Here is a 23160-nt window from a genome sequence, read left to right as displayed (position 1 = left end):
ATGCCTGGGTCCACGTGACTCGTGCCCGGTAAGTCAGGACCCCACACGGGGGCGGAGTGGCTAATGGCACCTCGTGCGAAAGCGAAGGGCCGGGGACTGGCGGGGGATGGGGATCGCTGGGTACGGTTCAAGGGCGATGGTGTCCGGTGCTTCCCCGTCTTCACTCATCTTCGGCAGGTATGCGGTGCTGCGCCGCGTGGCCGTGGGGGGCATGGGAGAAATCTTCCTGGCACGTCAGGTGGGCGTCAGCGGCTTCGAGCGCCCCGTCATCCTCAAGAGCCTGCTGCCGGACCTGCTGGAGCACGACGGCTCGGTGGAGATGTTCCTGGACGAGGCCCGCGTCGCGGCGCACCTGAACCATCCGAACGTCGTCTCGCTGTACGAGGTCGGCGCGTGGCAGGGCACGTTCTACATCGCCATGGAGTACATCGAGGGCGAGAACCTGGGCCGTCTGGCGAAGGCGTCGCAGCGGGCCGGCACGCCGCTGCCCCACCGCGCCTGCGCGCAGATGATCCGCGACGCGGCGCTGGGACTGGACCACGCGCACCACGCGCGAGACAGCCAGGGCGCGTCGCTGGAGCTGGTGCACCGGGACATCAGCCCGCAGAACATCATGGTGCGCCTGGACGGCCTGACGAAGGTGGTGGACTTCGGCGTGGCCAAGGCGACCATCCGCGCCAGCCGCACGCGCACGGGCGTGCTCAAGGGCAAGCTGCGATACATGTCGCCGGAGCAGGTGCGCAACGAGCCCGTCTCCGGCACCAGCGACCAGTTCGCGCTGGGCGTGGTGCTGTGGGAGCTGTGCACGCGCCGGCCGTTCATCGACACGGACAACCCCGCGGAGGCCATGCGGCGCATCGCGCTGGCGGCGGTGCCCAAGCCCTCGCAGTTCGTGGAGGGGCTGTCGCCGCTGCTGGAGCAGATCATCCTGCGCATGCTCCACCGCGCCCCCGGCCAGCGCTTCGCCCGCTGCGCGGACGTGGCCCGCGCGCTCCAGTCCTATCTGGATGAAACGCCGGAGCCGCCGGAGGAGAGCGTCCCCGCGGTGGTGACGCGGCTGGTGGGCGACACGGTGCTGGCGCGGCTGCGCGACGCGGGCAGCGGCGAGCCCGGCCTGCCCCAGGTCCGCGAGCCCTCCAACGTGTCGTGCCCGCGCTGTGGCCAGTCCACCAGCGCGACCAGTCGCTTCTGTCCCGCGTGCGGCAACTCGCTCACGCCCATGGGCGTGGACGCCGCGCAGAAGTCGCTCACGCCGTCGTCGGGAGGCGCCGCGCCCAAGCTCCCGCTGATGCCCGCGCTGCGCGAGCCGCCCGTGCACCTGGGCGACGAGGACCTCCCTGACGCGCCGACGGCCAAGGCGCCCGCGCGCCGCGGTGACGGCGCCGTGCACGAGCCGCCCACCGACCCGACGATGGAGGTGCCCGCGCCGCTGGTCTCCGCCCTGTCCGCGCCTCCGTCCGCCACCGGGGATGACGACGGACCTCCGGCCCTGGGAGACGAGGCCCCGGGCCCCACGGTGAAGATCCGCGCGATGGACGCGCAGGCGCAGATGCGCCGGCTCACGCTGCTGGTGGTCGCGAGCGAGCCGGCCCACGCTGCCCGGTTGCGCGAGGTGGTGGCGCAGGTCTCCGCGCGCCACCACGTGGAGGCGATGGCGCTGTCGGACACGCACTGGTGTCTGCCCTTCGGCCTGCCGCAGGCTCGCCCGGACGACGCGACGCGGGCGCTGAAGTGCGCGGAGGAATTGGGCGGCGCGGGCCTGAACGTGCGGCGGGGCCTGGAGTCCGGCGTGGTGCGCTCGAGCGCGGAGGCCGGGGCGCCCCGGCTGTCCGGCCTGGGGTTGGAGCGGGCGCAGGCGCTGGCGGACGCGGCGGTGTCTGGAGAACTGCTGGTGGGCGCCTCGGTGAAGGCGCTGCTGGTGGAGGCGGGAGGGGTGCGCATCGGCATGGCGCGCGAGCTGCCCGGCGGCACGGCGTGGCGGGTGGAGTCCGGCGCGCCCGCGACCCGCGTGGACGCGCTGGTGGGGCGCGACGAGGCGCTGACCCAGGCGGCGATGGTGGTGGAGTCGGCGTGCAAGGGCGAAGGCGGCGCGCGGCTCTTCGTGGGGCCCTCGGGCGTGGGCCGCAGCCGCTTCCTGGAGGCGGTGGCGGAGCTGGCAGCGGGCGCCTCGCCGCGCGTGGTGTACGCGTGGGGTGGAGATCCTCGTTCCGCAGGAGCGCTGGGACTGTGGCGAACGGTGCTCGCCGCGCTGTCGCGGGCCGCCACGGGCGGAGACGCGTCGCTGCCTCCGCTGTCGGGGCTGGGCTTCTCCGAACCGGAGGCCGCGGCGCTCTGGCGGAGGCTCGCGCGGGGCGCGCCCGTGGGCGGCGGACTCCTGCCGGCGGGAGACGGAGCGGTGGTGGACGCCATCCAGCGCGTGGCGAAGCCGTCCGGCCTGTTGCTGCTGGTGGACGACGTGCACCGCGTGGACGGCCCGTCGCTGGAGATGCTCGCGGGGCTGCTCGCGGCGAAGGAGCTGGGCGTGTCGCTGGTGGCCACGGGTGACGTGGACGCGGTGCCCACGGCCCTGGCGTCCCAGCCCGTGACGGTGCTGGAGGGGCTGTCGCCGTCGGAGCTGAACGCGCTGCTCACCGCGAGCCTGGGCATGGCCCTGTCTCCGTCGCTGGAGCGGGCGGTGGCGGACCGGGTGCGCGGCAATCCCGCGCATGCGCTGGCGCTGGTGCGGCTGCTGGTGTCGGTGGGGGTGTTGCAGCGCACGGAGGGCGGCTTCCAGTCCAATGGCCCGCTGTCCCCCGCGGCGCTGCCGCAAGGCCTGGGGCAGGCCCTGGGCGCGCGGCTGGAGCTGCTGCCCGCCGCGTCGCTGCGCTTCCTCCAGCGGGCCGCGGTGGAGGGCTCGCTCTTCTCCGCGGAGCTGGTGCGCGCGTCGCTGACGGCCACGGACGGCGCCGGGGTGCTGGAGGACGCGGAGTGGGTGGTGCCCGTGCCCGGGCAGCCCGGCATCTTCCGCTTCACGAGCGAGGAGGCGCGGCAGGTGCTGCGCGAGCGCCTGTCGCCCCCGCAGCTGCGGAGCGCGCACCAGGAGCTGGCGGAGACGCTGGAGGACGAGGCGTTCGTGCAGGAGCCGGCCCGCGAGGTGCGCGTGGCGGACCACCTGCTGGGCGCGGATGCCTCCGGCGCGCCGGTCGCGTGCGAGCGGGCGGGCGACTGGTTCGCGGCGCGAGGCGAGTGGCGCTCGGCGGTGGAGTTCTTCCGCTGGGCCCTGGGCCGGGCGCCCGGCGCGACGGCGGCGGTGGTGCGCTGGCAGCTGGACGTGCTCGCGCGCGCGGCGGGATGTCTCACGCAGACGGACCCCGCCGCCGTGGACGGGCTGGTGACGCCGTGGCTGGACCGCGTGCCGGTGATGCAGACACCCGGCCGGTGGGCGGAGGCCGCGCGGCGCCTGGCCGTCGCGGAGCTGAAGCTGGGGCGCGTGGACGACGCGGAGGTGCGGCTCAGCATGGCGCAGGGGCCGGCGGGCTCGGATCCGGAGGCCGAGGCCCTGGTGCTGGGCGAGCTCGCGCGCGTGCGCGAGGCCAAGGGCGAGACGACGGCCGCGGTGGAGCTGCTGGCGCGCGCCTTCCAGCGCATGGGGAACCGGACCCCGCACATGGCGGACTTCTTCTGGGAGCACTACCTGCTCCTGGGCCGGCTGCAGCAGCGGCTGGGGCAACTGGACCGGGCGCGGGTGGCCTTCACGCGCGCGGCGGAGCAGGCGCGGTCGGTGGGCAGCGCGGTGGGCCAGGCGCGGGCGCTGTCGCAGCTCGCGGGCCTGCGGGTCCTCGCGGGCGAGCCGGCCCAGGCGCTGTCGGACCTGGAGCGCGCGCTCGCCCTGGCCGAGCAGGGTGGGGACGCCCAGGAGGTGGCGCGCATCCACTACAACGCCGGGCGCCTGCTGGTGGCGGGAGGCCGTGCGCCAGAGGCGCGCGAGCGGCTGGAGCAGGCGAGGGAGCGCGCCCGGGTGGCGGGCTGGCGGGAAGGGGAGGCCCTGGCCGCGCAGGTGTTGGGGTCGATGGAGGCCCGGACCCCGCGCCGTGGAAATGGGCAGTAGTCGTCAGCAGGCGTGCAGGCGCGCGGACTTCGACGCGGGCGCTCGCGGTTTTCACGCCCTTTGGGTGGTCCACCGGTAGACTCGGCCCTTCCCCACCTGCCCCCGTGCCTGCCTTCGTGAAGACCTCACGTCCCATCTCCTTTTCCCTGTTGGGTTTCCTCGCGCTGGGTGTCCTTGGTGCGTGTGGACCGTCGCCCACGACCATCACGCTGGATCCGCCCGAGCTGCGCTACCTGCGCACGCAGGGGCAGAACCTGCCGCTCAGCTACACGGTGTTGGACGCGGACGGGCGCAAGATGATGGACACGCGCCTGCGCTGGACCAGCTCCGCGCCGGAGGTGGCCTCCGTGCTGGAGGACGGCACGGTGGTGGCGCGCAAGTCCGGAAAGACAATCATCGGCGTGCAGGGCGGACGGGCGAAGGCGGCGCTGCCGCTGGACCTCACCATCCTCGCGTCGCTGGACGTGCGCGCGCCGGGCGCGGACTTCGTGGAGGTGGGGCGCACCCTCAAGGTGCGCGTGGTGGCGCGCAATGAAGCGGGCCACGTCATCGCGGACGCGGAGCCCGCCTTCCGCTCCAGCAACGAGGCCGTGGCGCGCGTGGAAAAAGGCGAGCTCATCGCCGCGTCGGCCGGCGTGGCCACCGTCACCGCGACGCTGGGGCACCTGAACCGCGCCATCGCCGTGCAGGTGGTGCCGCCGGACTTCGCCCGCCTGGGGTTGAACCTCACCTCGTACACCTTCAAGAAGAAGGGCCAGTCGGTGATGGTCCAGGCGCGCGCGTACAACCGCAACGGCGTGGCGTTGGAGAAGGTGCCGCTGGAGTGGTTCAGCTCGAATGCCGCCGTGGTGACGGTGTCGCCCGAGGGCCGCGTGACGGCCGTGGGCAAGGGCCGCGCGGTGGTGTCGGTGGTGGCCGGCCGCCGCCGCACGGCCGCGGACTTCATCGTCGAGTAGCTCCGCCGTTTCGACACCGGGCCCGCCGCACTGAAGCGGCGGCCCCCGAGGCGACGGCCGCTACGGCTGCTTCTTGGTCGGCGCCGGGGACTTCGGCGCGGGGCGCTTGCCGCCCTTCTTCTTGGACGCGGCCTCCGCGTCGTCCGGGCAGGGCGGGCGGGGACCGTCGGCAGGCGGCTGGATGGTGAACTCGACGCGGCGGTTGAGGGCCATGCCCTCCTCCGTGGCGTTGTCGGCCAGGGGCATGCTGCGCCCGTAGCCCTGCGAGCACACGCGCTCCGCGGCGACGCCGGTCTCGATGAGGAAGCGCTTCACGCTGGCGGCGCGGCGCTTGGACAGCTCCAGGTTGTACTGGTCGCTGGCGCGCGAGTCGGTGTGACCCTCGATGAGGATGCGGTCCATCTTCGGGTTCTCCTCCATCACCCGCGCGACCTCCTCCAGCACCGGGTAGGACTCGGAGAGGATGACGTCCTGGTCGGTGGCGAAGTTCACCTGCTCCAGGATGACGATCTTGTTCCCCGACGTGCGCGCGAGCGGACAGCCGTCGCGGCCGCGCTTGCCCTGCGGGACGTCCGGGCACTTGTCGATGCGGTCCACCACGCCGTCGGAGTCCGCGTCGGTGTCCGGGCAGCCGCTGTTCTCCACCGGGCCCGCGAGGTTGGGGCAGCGGTCGCGCTCACCGATGACGCCGTCGTTGTCAGGGTCCACGGGCGGCGGGGGCGGCTCGGGCGGCTCCTTGAAGCGCTCGATGGCCTCCCACTCGCGCGTCTTGGCGGGCACCCAGATGATGGACGTGAAGAAGCTCAGGTTCGGCGACGCCAGCGAGCAGCCGCAGCCCAGGCCACCGCCGAAGGTGAAGGTGACGCCCAGCGAGCTGTACCAGCGCAGGCCGATGAGCAGCTCCGCGGGAATCTGCCGCTCCTGGCCCGGAGCCTTCTTGAGGCCGAACGCGCCGTTCACCATGGCGAGCGCGGTGATGCCGCTGCCGCGCAGCAGGGGCACCTCCGTGCCCAGGCCGAACGGCGCCATGTCGCCCAGCTGCGTGCCGCTGAAGATGACGTCCGGCCGCTTCCAGAAGCCGCCGTTGAAGGCGAGGAGGATGCCGGACTCGAAGCGGTAGTCGAGCACCAGGCCTGGTGCCCAGGTGAGCTCGCCGTCGCCCGCGAAGGCCTCCTGCACGCCGGTGGGGAAGCTGACGTTGAGCGTGAGTGACGCGCCCCAGCCGTGGCCCTCCGCGGAGCGGCGGAAGCCGGGGATGGCCACCTTGCCCATGAGGCGGAGGTCGCCCAGGGCGAAGCTCTCCACGGGCCCCTCGGTGCCGATGACCTCCAGGTTCTGGCCGCCCTGGAGGAGCACGAGCGGCATGTCCACGCCGACCTCGAACCAGTCGAAGAGGCCGACGGTGGCCATGACGTCCAGCTGGAGCCGGTTGCCCACGAGGCTGATGGAGCCCAGGTCACCGTCCTTGGGGACGAGGGAGAGCGGGTTGAGGGAGTAGCTGAAGTAGGGCCCGGCGGCGACGGACAGGTGGGACAGGGGCCGGGACTGGGTGACCATCACCAGGTCCTGCGGCGCGCCGGATGGGCGGAAGACCTGGATGTTGAAGCGCGGATCCGGCGCGGCGTGGGCGGCGGTGGACAGCGCGAGGGCCAGCAGCAGCGGGAGGAGCGGCGTGCGGGAGGGCTTCATCGGACGCGGCGGGTGGAGCGCAGGAAGAGGAAGCCCAGGGCGAGGGTGACCAGCATGGCGGTGCTGCCGGTGGGGGTGTCCTCGGCGGTGGTGCCGCAGCAGAAGGCGCCGCCCTGGGGTTCGGTGCCGGGTTTGCGGCGGCCGCGTTCGCACTGCTGGGTTTCGGCGGAGCAGAACTCGACGCCCAGGCAGTCGCCGCTGTCGGCGCAGGTTTCGAGGCAGGTGTTGGAGGTGAGGTCGCAGGTGCCGCCGCAGGGGCAGTGGGCATCGGCGAAGCACTCGACGCACGTGGAGCCGTCGCACACGCGCCCCTGCTCGCACGTCACGGCGCAGGCGCCGGTGTTGGTGCAGGTGCGGGTGGTGGGGTCGCACTTGCCGCTGCCGCAGTCGGTGTCGTTGACGCAGCCCACGCACACGCTGTTCTGCGCGGTGCCGTCGGAGAGGCAGAACGGAGCGCCCTCGCCGCACGAGTCGCAGCGCGGGCCGCAGCGCTTGTCGGTGGTGCAGGAGCTGCATTCACCGCTGACGCAGGTCTGGCCGTCGCCGCATTCCAGGTCGTTGCGGCACTGGACGCAGACCTCGCCGTCGAGACAGTAGGGGCGCTCACCGGGGCACTTGGAGCAGCCGGGGCCGCAGCGGTCGGAGGTGTTGCACTCGGCGACGCTGTCGACGCAGGCGCCGTTCAGGGTGTCGCAGCGCTGGCCGTTGGAGCACTGGCTGTCGGTGGTGCACTCGACGCAGGAGGGCGGGGCGCCGGGAGTGGGCGCGGCGCACTGGGTGCCATTGGGGCAGCAGTTGCAGGAGTTGCCGGCGCAGGCGTCGTTGGTGTTGCAGGGCGTGCAGACGTTGTTGGAGCAGCTCTCACCGCGGTCGCATTGGGTGTCTTTGTTGCACTCGACGCAGGTGCTCGCGGTGAGGTTGCAGACCTGGCTGCCGGGGCACTCCGCGTCGGAGGTGCACTGGACGCAGGTGAAGTTCGGCTCGTCGCAGACCTGGCCGGAGCCGCAGTCGGAATCGCGGACGCAACCGGTGCACACGTTGGTGGTGGTGTCGCAGCGGCCCGTGGCGCAGTCACTGTTCTGGGTGCAAGCGACGCAGGTGAACTGGCCGTTGACCTCGGCGCAGATGGGCGCGGTTGGTCCGCACGGCGTGCACGTGCTTCCGCAAAGGAGGTTCGTGTCACAGGGCGCGCAGAGCGCAGCGGAGTTGCAGTAGTAGGACGAACCACAACTGCCATTGCCGGGCTGGTTCGCGAACTGGCGGTTGCACTGGACGCACTGGTCCAGGTTGTCCGGGAACGACGGGCGGCCGGTCTCGGTCTGGTAGAACTGGGCAGGCTCGACCAGAGAGAAGCCGGAAGAGTTGAGCGGGACGACCGGGGCCTGGCCTGCGGGTCGATCGAAGTCCGTGAACGCTCCGTCCAGAACAGAGAACTCCAATGCAGCGTGCTCCACGATCTGCACGTAGAGCAGCTCCAGGGCATAGAGCCCTGCCTGGGTGAAGGTGACGGAGTTGGTGGTGCGCCGTGTCGGAGCCCCGATTTCCGGTGGCCGGATGATGACGTCGTAGCGCCTGCTGGCCTTGTCGAACAGGACAAAGCTGATGGCGTCATCGGCGTAGAAGCCGAAGTGCAGGACGCGTCCGACCATGGCCGGAGTGACATTCAAGTAGCCGCGAAAGCGTGAGACGAAGCGCGTGCTTGAATCGTTGTAGTGGAAGGGGCAACCACCCTGAGAACAGCCCGAGACCACGTTGATGAAGTCGCCGAAGCTCAGGATGCGACCGTCATTCAGGTTGTTCGACAGGTCGAACGCGGAGCGCAGCACGGATGTCATGCGCGCCCCGCTGTTCTCCTCCATGTATGCGTTCAGGCTTTCCGTGTAGAGCGACTGGCTCTGCGGAAACTCGTTCGCGGTGCGCGTCCACACGCTGGACGCCATGCAGAGCCCCGTGCCGACATCGTTGACCGGAGAGGGCGCCGCGGGTGCCCCCGTCACCACGACAGCCGGCAGCTTCTGTGCCACGGCAGGCGCGCTCGCGAGGCACACGGCGAGCAGGGACAGCGCGGCGTACGCGCGGAGCGGGAGGGGAGCTGTGCGCAAAGCGCGCGCAGCCTTACAGATTAAGTTGACGTTCTCAACCTTCCGCCCACGTCCCGAGTCCCAGTGCCCGAATGCGACCTCCAGGGTCCTCTGTCCCTCAGGGCCGCAATCAATCCGGACAGCTTGCAAAACAGGAAACCGTCACACGCGACGGCACGCGACGTCCCCGTCCTGAGAGCGGATGAACGCCGCGGCGAGTTCGTTCCCCAGGGCCGCGCACAGCACCTCGAACGTCCGCCGCCGGGCTCCACCGAAGAAGCCCGGCTGCCGCGCCAGGGTCTCCGGGTGACGCACGAAGACGTTGTACCCGAGGATGCACCCGTCCGCGCGCAGCACGGTGATGCCGTCGGTGGCCATCATGCCGCGCAAGAGCTGCGCGGCCGCCCGCACCGCTGACGCCGCGCTGTCGTCCTGGGTCGCGTGGTGCCGGTCCAACAGCGACACCACGTCCATGGGCCGGGGCAACAGGATGCCGTCCACGAACAGCGCCGAACCCGCGCGCTCGCGGGGCAGCACCGCCACCAGCGTGCCGTGCGAGGACTGCATCACCTCGAACAGCACCCTCCGGAAGAAGCCCCGCGCGTACTCGCGGCTGGAGGGCAGGACCTGCTCGGTCACCGCGCTCGCCAGCGAGTCCAGCACCACGGAGGGTGGCTCCAGGTCGACGCGCGCGCCGGACAGGTACACGTGCCGGCACAGCCCGCCGCCACCGCGCAGCTCGATGATGTTGTCCGCGAGCTGCAACACGCCCACCACCCGTGCGCCCCGGTCCGGCGCGTGCCGCAGGCGCTCCAGCGGCGTCTCCGCCAGGGGGAACGGATCCGTCCGGAAGATGCCGTAGGTGAGTCCCGCCGGCTCGCGCACCAGGTACAGCGCCCACCAGCGCCCCTGTCCCAGCGGCGCGCACTGCTTGAGCGCACGCTGGATGGTGGCGCGGCTGCGCGGCCCCGAGCCCAGGGGAATCGGGTCGTGCCCGCCCAACATCTCCATCATCGTGCCCAGGTCGTCACCCAGGAACGCGGTGGGGAACAGCAGCGCGCCCTCCTCGCGGTAGCGCGACAGTGTCACCAGCAGCTCGCTGACCGCGTCCGCCGTCTGCGGACACGTCATGTCCGCCTCGTCGAGGAACGCACTGACGGACTCGGTCAGCAGGTGACGGAACGACAGGATGAGAGGAGAACCCGCCTCCGGGTCCGGACCGGTCATGGCGGACCCAGCATGACGCATCGGTGACGATGAGGCACGAAGTCTCGCCGCCATCGCGGAGGCGGGGCCCTGTCAGGAACCGGCCGCCTACTCCGCCGCTCGCCGTGCCGTCTCCAGGGTGGAGGCGGTGCGCAGCCAGCCTTCCGCCTGGGCGTCCAGGTGGGACAACAGCTCCGCGAAGAAGCGCTTCTCCATGGCTTGCGCCAGCGTGGCCCCGTGCGCGTCCGCCCACTTGCGCGTCACCGTCGCGCGCACCTGGGCGCCCAGCAGGTCCACGAAGCGCTCCAGCAGCGGCGTGGACAGGAGCGTCCCTGCCCACACCACCGCGTCATGGCCCAGGCCGCCGGTGGCCACCGTCACCACCGCCGCAGCCCCGGACGGCACCGAGTACACCAGCGTGGTGAGCGCTTGGAGCAGCTCCTCGCGCATGCCGCCCTGCAGCTCGCTGCCCACCAGCTGGCGGCAGAAGTCATACAGCGTCGCCCGGTCCGCCGCGTGCGCGTGCAGCGCGCCCAGGTCCAGCGGCGCATCCAACCGGCCGAGCATCGCGGGCCCGAAGGACTGCGCCAACTGCTCGCGCGTCTCCGCGTCCCCGCGCCACGCGGCCACTTCCGGCGCGAAGGCGTCCACCAGCCTGCGCAGCCCGTCCTTCAGAGAGTCATCCACCGCCTGCGTGGGCAGCGCCTCATTCGGCTGCGGCCCGGTGAAGGACTCACGCACCTTGCGGCTCACGAACGAGAGTGCCGTGGCCAGCCCGCGGAACGGCAGGCGCACGAACCGGTGGAAGGTGCTGCGCGCATCCAATTCGTCGCGGAATGCATCCACGAGCACGTCCGCGGGCACGGCCTTCAACGCCGCCTGCGCCCCAATGCCTTGCAGGTCGTGCCGCAGCCGTTGCCGCAGCCGCTCCGGCTCACGGGCCGCGCGGGTCGCCGCTCGCGCCACCGCGTCCAGCTCCGAGCGCGCATCCGACAGCGAAGCCTCCAGCGCCCGTGCCTTCAACTCGCGCGCATGTTCCGCCTGTCCCAGCAGCGCGGCGAGCGGCGGTCGTCCGTCCAGCGCCTCCGTGGACAGCGGCTTCAGCCCCGCCTCCACATCCGGTTGGTGCGGCGCCATGTATCGCGCGATGGGCGGGTGGCCCACGTCCTGGGCCAGCTTGTCCAGGTGTCCGCGCGCCACCTCCTCGCGCGTGGCTTCGTTGTAGACGAGCAGGTACGGCTTGCCGTGGCCCACCGCCGCGCGCAGGAAGTCCACCAGCGCCGCGTTCTGGTACGTCTGCCGGCTCACCACGAACACCAGCACGTCCACCGTGACGAGCAGCGCCTCGGCCCGCTCGCGGTTGTCTCGGTACACGCTGTCGAAGTCCGGCGTGTCCATCACCAGCAGTCCGCGCGGTACCGCATCCGACAGCACCAGGTACAGCCGGCCGGCAGGCCCGGGCTCGTCGACGGGCGCCACGGTGCCGTCGGCCACCGGGATGATGTCGTAGCGCTGGGTGAGCACGTCCTTCAGCGCGCCCGTCCACGTCTCTGGATTCGCCGCGGCCAGGCACTGCTTGGTGAGCCCGCCTTCGGGACGCGCGGGGGACAGGGACGCCTTCGCCAGCGCGTTGAAGAGGGTGGACTTCCCGACGTTGTTGGGGCCGGCGATGGCCACGAGGAGCAGCGGCGCATCATCGGCGCCGGAGCCCAGGCGGGGCAGCAGGTCGCGGCGCAGGCGTTCAGCCAGGCGGCGGGCCACGTCGGCGTCACCGCTGTCGGGGAAGCGCTCGGAGGCGGGTAGGGCGTCCAGGGCGGACGCGAGGGCGGTGCGCAGGGCGCGAGGGTCCTTCATGGGCATAAGGGGCCACGCGTAGGACAGCACGCACGCAGCGTGGTGCCCAGCCCGGTGTGCGCACTCTGTCCACCGGGGACACCCCTGGAGAGGCGCGATAGGGTGCGCCGCATGCGCTCCCTCCTCGCCTGCCTGCTCCTGTCGGGGTCCATCGCCTGCACGGCCACGAACGCCAATGCACCCGCGTCCGCGTCCGCCGAGGCCCATGCCGAAGGCCCGCTGCCCTTCATCCCGGACGACTACGCCCGCGCGCTCGCGGACGCGAAGGCGAAGGGCGTGCCCCTGTTCGTCGACACCTGGGCGCCGTGGTGCCACACGTGCCGCTCCATGCGCGCGTATGTCTTCACGGACAAGGCGCTGGCGAAGCACGCGGACCGCTTCGTGTGGCTGGAGCTCAACACCGACCTGACCCAGAACGCGACGTTCCAGGAGAAGTACCCGGTGGAGTTCTGGCCCACCTTCTTCATCATCGACCCGCGCGAGGAGAAGGCCCTGCTGCGCTTCGCCGGCAGCGCGACGGTGCCGCAGCTGGAGCGCCTCTTCGAGGACGGCGAGCGCGCCTACCAGGGCGGTGCCACCGGCGCGGAGGCGCTGCTCGCTCGCGGTGATGCCCTCTACGGAGAGCGCAAGCCCGCGGAGGCCGCCGAGGCCCTGTCGCTCGCGCTCGCGGAGGCGCCCGCCGACTGGTCCCGCCGGGGCCGCGCGCTGGAGTCGCTGCTGATGGCGCAGTACGGAGCGAAGCAGTACGAGCCCTGCGCGCGGAAGGCGGTCGTGGAGCTGCCGAGGGTGCCGCGCTCGCTCAGCCTGGCCAACGGCGTCCTCAATGGCCTCGGCTGCGCGCTGGCCATCCCGGAAGGCACGCCCGAGGCGGCGGACCTGCGGCACGCGCTGGAGGCGAAGGCGCGTGAGGTGCTCGCGCCGCCGGCCATCGACATGGAGGCGGATGACCGCTCCGGCCTGTACGAAGTGCTGGTGGAGGCGCGCAAGCAGGACAAGGACACGGCGGGCGCGAAGCAGGTGGCCCAGGAGTGGCTGACGTTCCTGGAGGGCGAGGCCGCGAAGGCGCCGAACCCCGAGGCGCGCAGCGTGTTCGACTCGCACCGCATGCTCGCGGCGATGACGCTGGAGCAGCCGCAGCGGGCCATCCCCGCGCTGGAGCAGAGCGAGAAGGACCTGCCCCAGGACTACAACCCGCCCGCGCGGCTCGCGACGCTGTATCGCCTGTCGGGCCGGCTGGACGACGCGCTCGCCGCGAACGACCGGGCGCTGGCGCGAGTGCAGGGAGCGCGGCGGCTGTCCGTGCTCTCCGGCCGCGCGGACATCCAGGTCGCGCGCAAGGACACCGCGGGCGCGGTGAAGACGCTGGAGGAGGCGCTGACGTTCGCGAAGACGCTGCCCGCCGCGCAGGTGTCCCCGCGTCAGGTGGAGTCGCTGGAGAAGAAGCTCGCCGGTCTCAAGTCGCCGGCCGCCGTGCCTGGCGCTGCGCCGTAACAGATGCACGAGCCTTCGCGCATGCGCCGCACGTGGCATGCGCGAAGGATGGCCACGTCGAACAGTGCTGATCCGCACGTGCGTGAATGCGGCGCACGCTCACGCTGTTCAGCCTCCCCACGCGCGAGCCGTGAACGTGGTGTGCGGGCCCATCACGGAGCCAGCGGCACCGCGCGACGCGCGTCCAGGTCGAACAGCTCGAAGTCCTCCGCGCGGCCCTCGCGCATGGCGCCGTCGGTGAACACCATCACCGCCTCACCCGCGCCCGTCACTGGCGGCGGGCCGTGCGCGTAGTCCACACGCGTCCCGTCCGTCACCAGGTGGCGCAGCACTCCATCTCGCACGGGACCGGGTGAGACCAGCTCCCGCACCCGCTTGTCCCGCGTGTGGCCCACGACCTGAGTCAGCCCGAGCGGCAGCCGCCGGGGATCGAACCTGCGCCGGGGCGTTCCCCGCACGCGCTCCGAATCCTCCGCGGCCAGGCTGGGCCGCTGGTAGAAGATGCCCACGCCCTCGCCATCCTTCGCGTTGCCCGGATGGTGCAGCCCCGGCAGCACGAGCGGCCCGCCCTTCCACTCGGCCACCGCCCGGTCCATCACGCCGTTGAGCGCATCCGCCACCGCGCGCGCCTCCGCCCACCGCTCGGGTTCGAGCCCCACGATTCCCAGGTCCTCGCGCGTGACACCCGCGTGCAGCACCAACAGCGAATCCCCGGCCGCATGCGCCACGCGGAAGCGCCGTGCGCGCAGCAGGTGCTCCACCCACGCGCGCTGCTCCTCGGTCCAGGTGCTGAAGTCGCGCGCCGCCAGCTCCGCCGTAGGCAATCCAGGCCAGCGCTGGAGGAAGGCTCGCTCCGCCGCCGCGTCGGTGTCGTCCCCCGCGTAGACCCGGTCCGCCTCCACCTGCGCGGCGCGGAACGTCGCATCGGTGAAGTCCGCCAACTCTCCCACGCGTCCCAGGTCGTGGTTGCCCAGGAGCATCACCGCCTGGTCCGCCGGATGGGACGCGAGCCACGCCACCAGCCGGAGCGCGCTCCGGGCCACGCGCTCCCGGTCCGCCGCGGGACCCCAATCGAAGTGGTCGCCCACGGACACCAGGCACACGTGCGGCCGCAGTCCTCCCTCTTCGTCCAGCAGCCCGTGCAGCGCCAGGATGGACAGCACCCGGTCGAAGTCCGCCTGCGGGTCCCCCATCGCAACATGCAGCGTGCGGCGCTGGCCATCCGCCGCCAGCGCGTGTGGCCCCTTCGCCACCGCCGCGTCGGCGCGGGCCAGCGCCTTCCTCAAGAGCACGTCGTCCATCCCTCCATCCTAGTCATGCGCCGGGCAGTGCCCACCGGCCCCTCAGGACTGGAAGAAGCGCGAGATGAGCGCGGAGCGGCTCTCCACCTGTGCCTTGTTCAAGAGGTGCGTGACGTGCACCTCCACCGTGCGCTCGGCGCAGCCCAGGTGCAGGGCGATGGCCTTGTTCGTCTCCCCTTGCACCACGTGCTCCAGCACCTGCGCCTCGCGCGCGGTGAGCCCCCAGCGCTGGGTCAGCACCGGCAGGCGCGAGGTCGGATCCATCGGCGGTCCGGGGTCCAGCACCAGGTAGTGGTCCGGCAGCCCCTGCGTGCGCAGCGGCCCGGAGGAGAACAGCGGCCCCGCGCCCGGGGGGCTCCGCAGACACTCGCGCACCTGCGTCGCCAGCGCCTGCGAGTCCTGCTCCCACCGCGCCTGCCCCGCCTTGTTCGCGTGCATCACCCGGCCGCTGAACGTGACGACCCATGCGGGCCGCCCCAGCACCTCCAGCGCCGCGCCCAGGGCCGGCCCCAAGAGGCCCGCCTCGCGCAGCCGCCGGTCCATGGCCATCCGCCGCTGGATGGCGGGCGTCAGCGCCTGCAACAGCCGCTGCTCCCGCTCCGTGAAGGGCTCGGCCCGGAAGGCGCCCACCCAACCCAGCATCATGTCGCCTTCACACACCAGCACCCGCAGTTGCGCGAACTGCTCCAATCCCAATTGCCGGTAGAGATTGAAGGCATACCCGGCCAGCTGCGTCCGCGCGTGCTCCCACTCCGCCTCGCTCAATCCCAGCCGCTCCCACAGAGGGCCTTCTCCCTCGCCGGTGATGGGCAGGGCCCGCAGCGTCTCCGAGATTCCCAGGGGCGAGAAGCGCATCGCCCGGTTGCGCTGGGCCAGCGGCGGACGCGCGGGATCGAAGTAGCCGAAGCGGCTCCCCGCCGGCGGCAGCGACGCGTCGAAGGCCTCGGAGAGGATGGAGGGCGGCTGCGGGAAGCCGACGCCGTGAACGAACGCCGTGTGATAGCGGTCTGGGCCCACGTCCACGCCGTAGGCCGCCGTCCGCTCCGCGCGCAGGGCGCTTCGGAGCGCGGCGAGGACCGTCGGCAGGGCCTCGGAGCCGGGCTCCAATCCCTCCAGCAGGCCCTCCAACTCCTGCAAGAGACGTTGGTCCTCGGAAATCAAATCAATCACGATTTTCTTACTATAGCCGTTGGGGACAATTGGAAGACTTGTGAGGTCGGGAGTGGAATCAGTGCTTCTTCCGCCTGTCCAGGTCGGAAGTGATTTCCTGCCCCCCGAGTCGTTTGGGACTCGCGTGATTTCCTCAATAGAAATGACTTTCGGCTGACGGCACCATGGCGTCACGTGCCCTTCCGGGGGGGTGGGCCGACCTAGGAGTCGAAGTATCCGCGTGTGCGCGCGCCGGGCGTTCCCCCAGGGATGTCCGGCGCGCTGCCCCTTTTCCGGCTCCTCTCCCTGCCTGTCCACCACCCCACGCGCCCGGTGCCATCATGCTCCGGACCCGAGGGGGCGCGGCGATGATGTCCGCGCCCGGAGGCACTGACATGCCGCGTGATTACGCCTACTACGCCCAGGCGCTGGAGGGACGGAGGCTGCCCCTGGCCTTCGCGGACCTGGACCTGCTGAACGAAAACGCGGCGGCGCTGGTGCGGCGCGCGGGCGGGTTGCCGGTGCGGGTGGCCACGAAGTCGGTGCGGTGCGTCGCGCTGCTGCGGCGCGTGCTCGACGGGCATCCCGGCTTCCAGGGCCTCATGTGCTTCAGCGCCGACGAGGCCGTGCACCTGCGTGAGCGCGGCTTTACCGACCTGCTCATGGGCTACCCCGTCGTGGATGCCGAGGCCCTGGCGGAGCTGTGCCGGCCGCCAGCGCCCGTGACGCTGATGGTGGACTCGGTGGAACACGTGGCGCTCGCCGCCCGTGCGGCCCGCCGGCATGGGACCCGAGCGCCGCTGTGCCTGGACGTGGACCTGTCCGTGGACCTGCCGGGCCTGCGCTTCGGGGTGCACCGCTCGCCGGTGCGCTCGCCGGAGGACGCGCTGGTGGTGGCCCGGAGCATCGCGGCGGAAGGGGACGCCGTGTTCCTCGCGGGCGTCATGGGCTACGAGGCGCAGCTCGCGGGTGTGCCGGACGCCGCGCCGCACGCGGGGCCGAAGAACGTGGTCATCCGCGCGCTCAAGCGGGGCTCGGTGGGCCGCGTGCACTCGCGCAGGCAGGCGGTGGTGGCCGCGCTGAAGGAAGCAGGTTTCGCGCCGCGCTTCGTGAACGGCGGTGGCACCGGCAGCCTGGAGTCCACGCGCGAGGACGCGAGCGTCACGGAGCTCACCGCGGGCAGCGGCCTGTACTCGCCCGCGCTCTTCGACGGCTATCGCGGCTTCCACCATCAGCCCGCGGTGGCGTTCGCCATCCCCGTCACGCGGCGTCCCGGCCCGGGCCTCTTCACGCTGCAGGGGGGAGGCTTCGTGGCCTCCGGCTCGGCGGGCGTGGACAAGCTGCCCGTGCCCTACCTTCCCGAGGGCGCGAAGCTCCTCCCGCTGGAGGGTGCGGGCGAGGTACAGACGCCCATCGCGTACGCGGGGCCGGTGCCGCTGCCCCTGGGCGCGCCGGTGTTCTTCCGGCACGCGAAGGCGGGTGAGGTGTGTGAGCACTTCCGCACGCTGCTGCTCATCTCCGGCGGCCGCGTCGTGGAAGAGGTCCCGACCTACCGGGGCGAATGGGGGTGACGGCATGACGACCGAAGCGGCGAAGACGAAGACGTGGCGCAACTGGTCCGGCGGGGTGGTGGCCCATCCCTCCGGTTTCCTCCAGCCGGACTCCGTGGACGCACTGAAGGCCGCGCTCCGCGACGCCAGCGCCCAATCGCGCACCGTGCGCGTGGTGGGCAGTGGCCATTCGTTCCCGCCCCTGTGCGCGACGGACGAGACGATGGTGTCGCTCGAAGCGCTGCGGGGCCTGGTGTCCGTGGACGATCGCACGCGCGAGGCCGTGGTGTGGGCGGGCACGAGCCTGCGCGAACTGGGGACGCTGCTCGCGTCGCACCGGCTCGCGATGGAGAACCTGGGCGACATCAACAAGCAGTCGCTGGGCGGCGCGCTGAGCACGGGCACGCACGGCACGGGCGTGGGACTGGGCATCCTCTCCACACAGGCGGCGGAGATGACGCTCGTCACGGCGAGCGGGGACGAGGTGACGTGCTCGGAGGACACGTCGCCGGAGTTGCTCCAGGCCGCGCGGGTGTCCCTGGGCGCGCTGGGCGTGGTGACGCGGGTGCGGCTGCGCTTGCTGCCGGAGTACCGGCTGCGGCTGACGCGGCGGAACCTGGGGCTGGAGGAGTGCCTGGCGGGATTGGATGAAGCGCGTGCGCGCCACCGGCACTACGAGTTCTTCTGGTTCCCGCACTCCGACCGCGTGATGACGAAGGCGATGGACCTCACGGACGAGACCCCGCACGGGGTGGGCATGGGGCGCTGGTTCAGCGAGATGGTGATGGAGAACGCGGTCTTCGGCGCGGTGAGCCGTGCGTGCCGGATGCGGCCGGCGTGGTGCGCGCCGGTGAGCCGGCTGTCGGCGAAGCTGGCATCGGAAGGCGTGCTGGCGGGGCAGAGCCACACGCTGTTCGCCACGCCGCGGCTCGTGCGCTTCCAGGAGATGGAATACGCCGTGCCGGTGGAGCGAGGGCCTGACTGCCTGCGCGAGCTGTCCGAATACATCACGCGCGAGCAGCTGCCCGTGCACTTCCCGGTGGAGTACCGCTTCGTGCGCGGCGACGACGTGTTCCTCAGCCCTGCGCACGGCGGGGACCGCGCGTTCATCGCGGTGCATCAATACCGGGGCATGCCGCTGGAGCCCTACTTCTCCGGCGCGGAGGCCATCTTCCGCAACCACGGCGGCCGGCCTCACTGGGGCAAGCTGCACACCCAGACGGCGGAGACACTGAAACACCTGTATCCCCGCTGGGATGACTTCCAGCGCGTGCGCGAGCAACTGGACCCGGAGGGACGCTTCCTCAATCCCTATCTGAAACGTCTCTTCCTGGAGGAGGGTTCCCACCGGACCCGGGGTGAAATCGGAAGCGCGAGGCTCGCGTAAGGCGCGAAGCGCGTGACGCACCGTGGAGGCTGATTTTCGCGCCGTATCGCGTCAGACGATCCAGCAACCTCTCGATAATGCACAATCCAGCGCCCGGCATGCGGTTGGCTAGGGCACTGGCTGGCGCCAGGCCCGGTGGCGCCTTTTCGAGGGGGATGGATGCGGACGAAGTCTTCATGGAAGCGCGCGGTGACGGCGTCGATGCTGATGCTCGCCGTGGGTTGTCGCACGCCCGCCGTGGGCTTGAGGGCCGCGGAGGTATCGGACTCGGGCAACTCGTCGGAGTCAGGCGCTTCCAGCCAGGGCGACTCCAGCCAGGGCGAGTCCAGCAAGTCCGACTCGGGCAACTCCAGCCAGGGGGACTCCAGCCAGTCGGGTTCCAATGGCTCCAGCGACGAGGGCTCCAGCGAGTCGGGCTCGGGCGAGTCCAGCGACTCCGACTCGGGCAACTCCAGCCATGGGGATTCGAGCAAGTCGGACTCGGGTGACTCCTCGGGTTCCAGCGACCACAGCTCGAGAGAAGGGGGCTCCAGCCACTCCGGTTCCAGCGAGAACAGCAACGCGGGCACCAGCGAATCGAACCAGGTGGACCAGGGCGACGATTCGCGCACGCGCAGCGAGAGCAGCAACGGCCGCGAGAACCAGCTCCTGTCGACGGCCACCGTGGCGCTGACGGTGATGGGCCTGGGCATCATCATCTGGCAGTCGTACGCGCGCGCGGAGCGGCGCAAGGGCAAGCGCCCCTCACCGAAGGAGGTGGGGCACGCGGCCCAGGTGTACCTGCGGGCTCGCACGCACCAGCTGCGAGAGGACCTGGCGTTGGGCGCGGGCCCGACGGTGGAGGACCTGGCGCAGGCGGCGCGCATCCGCCGTGAGAACCTGGATGTCTTCGGCAAGCTGCTGCGCACGCACCGCAAGGAGCTGCTGATGATGGCGGACGCGAAGACTCTGACGCCCGAGCGCGCCCGCGCCTGGCTGGAACGCGTGGGCCAGCTGGCGCGCACCGAACCCCGGCTCGAAGAGGACCGTCAGGCCTTCCTCCAGGAACAGGAGGGTGCGACCCAAGCGGCCGAGGCCCTCCAGTGAGGCCTCGCACAGCCTGGATGGGGTTGCTCACGGTGCTGCTGTTGACCGTGAGCGCGCAGGCTCATGAGCAGTTACAGGACACACCGGCCGAGGAACCCCTGGGCCACCTCGCGGTGCCGGCGTTCTTGAAGGGGCTGTCTCCGGAAGTCGTCCTGGCCGAACGGGTCGCGGCACTGGAGGCCACGTCGGGCATCCTCCTGCGCGGTGCGGCGGCTCGGGATGCCTCGCTGGTCTCGGACGTGGAGGCGGGGCTCGCCGCCCTCCCTCCCGCGATGCGCCGTCCCCCCGGAGGCAAGTTGGAGTTCGTGCTGCATCCGGAGCCCGCGCCGCTGGGCCTGGGTGACGGTACGAAGGCCCGTCCGGACTGGTCGGAGCAGCGCGAGCAGTTCCACCTCTACCGCTACGCCCCTTCCGAGGAGCGCCGCGCCACGCTGCGCCTGTCACGCCTCACCGACACGGAGGCCGAACACGTGTGGCGCCGCCGCGCCGTGGTGCACGCCGTGATGCAGCGCTGGGACGACGCGCGCGGTTGGAGCAAGCGTCCCCAGTGGCGCAGGCTGGACGGATGGCTGCTCCCCTTCGAGCGCCCGCTCACGTGGAAGGAGTCCGCGAGCATCACCTACGCGGGAGCCTTCAGCCGAGCCCGGGGCCAGGTCAGCGCCTCGCTGGACCTCGTCACGTTCGCGGAGGAGCTGTTCGTCCCCGTGGAGTCCCTGCGTCCGGACGCATTGCCCGAGGATGATCAGGTGCGCTGTCAGGAGCTGTCCAAGACGCGCGCCCTGTCGGAGTTCATCTCGGAGGCGCGCCTGGGCACGCTGCCCACGCGAGGAGACTGCCCGGCCTTCGACACGTGGGCGGAAGCGGATGCGCTCTCCCATCTGGAGGTCCTGCTCGTCGCGGCCACGGGCCGCCAGCCCCAATCCCTCTTCGGCCACCTGCTCCTGCGCCCGGTCTGGCGCGAAGGCGCCACGGTGCAGGGCCCCGGCTTCGAGCGCGTCGTGCAGCTCGTGGCCCTCACCGGAATGGAGGAGAAGGGCCTGGGCTACCTGATGAAGGGCATGACGGGCGGCTACAGCACCGTCTTCCTCACGGGCACCCTCGGCGACATCACCCACGAGTCGCTGGAGCTGGAGCAGCGCACCATCCGACGCTTCCGGCTGAACCTCACGCCCGGCGAGTCCCAGCGCATGCTGGAGCGCATCTGGGAACTCGAGCGTCGCGGCTACCTGGGCTACTACTTCTTCACCGACAACTGCGCCGCCGCGCTGCTCTTCCTCCTCAATGGCTCGCTGGAGAACGGCCGTCACGTGAGCGCCCCCGGCACGCTGTGGGTCCTGCCCACGGCCACGCTGGACACGCTGGCGAAGACGAACGTCGTGGACGCGAAGGGACTCACGGTGCCGCTGCTGGAGCACGTCCCGGACGCCCTCGAATCCACGGGAGACCGCGCCCGGCGCGCGCTCGTGGAAGAGGAGCGGCTGCTCACGAAGCTGGCCTCCCTGCTTCCGTCCCCCGCGCTCGCGCCGTTGCACCACGTGCACCGCCGCCTCCAGTCCCCTGAGCCCGACGTGCGCAGGCAGGCCTACGAGCTGCTGCCTCACGCAGTGACGACAGCGCTCGACGCCGCTCCTCCATCCGCGCGCGCCGAAGCCCGCGATGCCCTGCACGCCTACGTGGCGCACGCGGTGCGGGTGGAGCGCGCGGCGGTGGACCAGGCCGAAGGGGAGAAGCTCGCCATCGAACGTGAGCGCTTCGTCGCCCTCGAGCTGAAAGGGCAGGGCGGCGCCGCCCAGGGCGTCAAGGACCGGCAACTCCTCTTCGAGCGCGAGGACGACATGCAGCGCAAGCTCGCGGTGCTCGACCGCACGGCCCTGCTCCAGCAGGCCCTGGACACGGCCATCAAGCGCCCGCCCACGCCCGACGAACTCAAGGCCCTGGTTCGCGCGGAGCACACCGAAGCCGCCTTCGCAGCGGCCACCGAGGCGCAGGGCGAGCTCAACGACGGGCCGCTCGCGGACGTGGATCCGCGGGCCTTCCTCGCGAAGGACCACGAACAGAAGGTGGAGCTCGAGACCACCTGGGCCCGGGGCGCGCTGCGCGAATCTGGCGCGGCCCGCACGGTGGTGAGCGGCGGCGTGGACTTCCCGGAGGTGGGCGCCGCGCGGCCGGTGGTGAGCCTGCGCACCTCCGCGATGAACGAGGCCCTGGGCGACGCGCGCCTGCACGGCTTCCAGTCCAGCAGCGAGCTGCGCGTGCTGGACGGAGAGCTGTCGGTGGAGCCGCGCTGGGGCGTACCGCGCATCCTCGGCTCGCGGCTGACGCTGGTGGGTTACCGCACGCTGCTGCCCGAACTGCCCCAGCAGCAACGGTCGTTCTCCGACTCATTGGGCTGGGGCGCGGAAGCGAAGATGTCCACGGACATCGACCGTCCGCTGCCCTACCGCGCGACGGTGGAGGCGGAGGCGCTGGGCGTGGTGGCGGCCTCGGAGCGCTTCGACACCTTCCTCGCGGTGGGGTTGGGCGCCCAGGCCACGATGGCCTGGAGCCCCAGGGAGACGGTCCCCACGGTGGGGCCTCGTCTGTCATTGGCCCATCGCGTGGGCCTGCCCGGTCCAGGCAACAGCGCCCTGCGCCTGGAGGCCACGTACGTGCCGTCGTGGCGCACGGGCATCACGCCGGGCTTCGTGCACGAGGCGGACGCGACGCTCCAGGTGGAGTGGTACCTGGGGCGCATCTCCCGGTGGAGCGTGCTGCTCACTCCCCGCGCACAGGTCCACTGGGAGGGGACACTCGCGTCGTGGGCAGGTCCCGGGAGAAGTCTCGCGAGCCTTCCGGAAGGGCTGGCGCGACATCGCCTTGCGCTAGGAGTGGAGGTCCGCTGACGTACTGCGAGCGGAAGATGGGGACCTCACCGGTCCACACCGGACGGCTGGAGGCGCCGCAGAGCGCCCCGATGAACAGGCCGATGACGTGCAGCATCGTCCAGTTCCACCAGCCCAGGCCGTAGAAGACGCGCACGGAGCCCACGCTGAAGACGTTGAAGGCCACGAAGAACGCGGCGGGCACCACCACCGAAGCGACGAGCGCGGCGGCCAATGCCCGGCGGGGGCGTCCCGCGTGGAAGCCGCCGAACGTGCCGGCCAGCAGGCCGTTGAACAACGGAATGAAGAACGTGACGGCGCTGATGAGCACCATCGTCAGCACGCTCACGTCGAACCGGTTGTGCTTCCAGACGACGCGGCTCTCCTCCACGCGCGTGTCGGGCGGAAAGGGCGAGTACTCGGCCCGCCCGTTCTCCATCTCAAAACGGCGCTCCGGACGCG

At 71.6% G+C, this 23160-nt stretch carries 13 protein-coding genes; 7 read left to right on the top strand and 6 right to left on the bottom strand.

Translation table 11 applies throughout. The features are described from left to right. The first annotated feature begins 106 nt into the window (after positions 1-106). Entirely contained in the window at positions 107-4087 is a 3981-nt protein-coding gene (locus tag D7X99_RS18305; protein WP_233613501.1) for a protein kinase, read from the top strand. A 116-nt stretch (positions 4088-4203) separates the two neighbouring features. After that, positions 4204-5043, top strand: a complete 840-nt coding sequence (locus tag D7X99_RS18300; RefSeq protein ID WP_121778921.1) for an Ig-like domain-containing protein — start codon at positions 4204-4206, stop codon at positions 5041-5043. Positions 5044-5103: 60 nt separating this feature from the next. Here the strand turns inward: D7X99_RS18300 and traB are convergent, their stop codons facing one another. The 4 genes from traB to D7X99_RS18280 form a co-directional block, all read right to left on the bottom strand. Then, positions 5104-6732 (bottom strand): outer membrane exchange protein TraB, encoded by a 1629-nt coding sequence (gene traB / locus D7X99_RS18295; protein ID WP_121778890.1) that lies wholly within the window; start codon positions 6730-6732, stop codon positions 5104-5106. Then, positions 6729-8834, bottom strand: a complete 2106-nt coding sequence (gene traA / locus D7X99_RS18290; protein ID WP_233613499.1) for an outer membrane exchange protein TraA — start codon at positions 8832-8834, stop codon at positions 6729-6731. The genes traB and traA overlap by 4 nt, the downstream gene beginning before the upstream one ends. 141 nt (positions 8835-8975) lie before the next feature. Further along, positions 8976-10040, bottom strand: a complete 1065-nt coding sequence (locus D7X99_RS18285; protein ID WP_233613497.1) for a hypothetical protein — start codon at positions 10038-10040, stop codon at positions 8976-8978. 87 nt (positions 10041-10127) lie between these two features. Further along, on the bottom strand, positions 10128-11873 hold the full coding sequence (locus D7X99_RS18280) for a GTPase (protein WP_121778919.1): 1746 nt from the start codon (positions 11871-11873) through the stop codon (positions 10128-10130). Between the two features lie 111 nt (positions 11874-11984). On the opposite strand from D7X99_RS18280, the gene D7X99_RS18275 reads away from it, so the two are divergent. Beyond that, positions 11985-13364 carry a thioredoxin family protein gene (locus D7X99_RS18275; protein ID WP_121778888.1) on the top strand — a complete coding sequence of 460 codons (1380 nt, stop codon included), beginning with the start codon at positions 11985-11987 and terminating at the stop codon, positions 13362-13364. A 152-nt stretch (positions 13365-13516) separates the two neighbouring features. Here the strand turns inward: D7X99_RS18275 and D7X99_RS18270 are convergent, their stop codons facing one another. Continuing rightward, on the bottom strand, positions 13517-14665 hold the full coding sequence (locus D7X99_RS18270; RefSeq protein ID WP_121778887.1) for a metallophosphoesterase: 1149 nt from the start codon (positions 14663-14665) through the stop codon (positions 13517-13519). Positions 14666-14707: 42 nt separating this feature from the next. Beyond that, on the bottom strand, positions 14708-15835 hold the full coding sequence (locus D7X99_RS18265) for a LuxR family transcriptional regulator (RefSeq protein ID WP_120574824.1): 1128 nt from the start codon (positions 15833-15835) through the stop codon (positions 14708-14710). A gap of 374 nt (positions 15836-16209) precedes the next feature. On the opposite strand from D7X99_RS18265, the gene D7X99_RS18260 reads away from it, so the two are divergent. The 4 genes from D7X99_RS18260 to D7X99_RS18245 all read left to right on the top strand — a co-directional run bounded on the left by D7X99_RS18260 (position 16210) and on the right by D7X99_RS18245 (position 22719). Beyond that, on the top strand, positions 16210-17385 hold the full coding sequence (locus tag D7X99_RS18260) for an amino acid deaminase/aldolase (protein ID WP_120574825.1): 1176 nt from the start codon (positions 16210-16212) through the stop codon (positions 17383-17385). A gap of 4 nt (positions 17386-17389) precedes the next feature. Continuing rightward, a complete protein-coding gene (locus tag D7X99_RS18255) occupies positions 17390-18751 on the top strand; it encodes a D-arabinono-1,4-lactone oxidase (protein WP_121778886.1) in 1362 nt (453 codons plus the stop codon). A 159-nt stretch (positions 18752-18910) separates the two neighbouring features. Then, positions 18911-19837, top strand: a complete 927-nt coding sequence (locus D7X99_RS43735) for a hypothetical protein (RefSeq protein WP_233613495.1) — start codon at positions 18911-18913, stop codon at positions 19835-19837. Beyond that, positions 19834-22719: a DUF4105 domain-containing protein gene (locus D7X99_RS18245; RefSeq protein WP_121778885.1), complete on the top strand. Its 2886-nt coding sequence runs from the start codon at positions 19834-19836 to the stop codon at positions 22717-22719. The genes D7X99_RS43735 and D7X99_RS18245 overlap by 4 nt, the downstream gene beginning before the upstream one ends. Positions 22720-23160: the final 441 nt, after the last annotated feature.

Source organism: Corallococcus sp. AB032C (genome assembly GCF_003668935.1).
Classification (GTDB): domain Bacteria; phylum Myxococcota; class Myxococcia; order Myxococcales; family Myxococcaceae; genus Corallococcus; species Corallococcus exiguus.
Note: the sequence above shows the minus strand (reverse complement) of the source record. Positions and strands in the feature narration are given on the sequence as shown.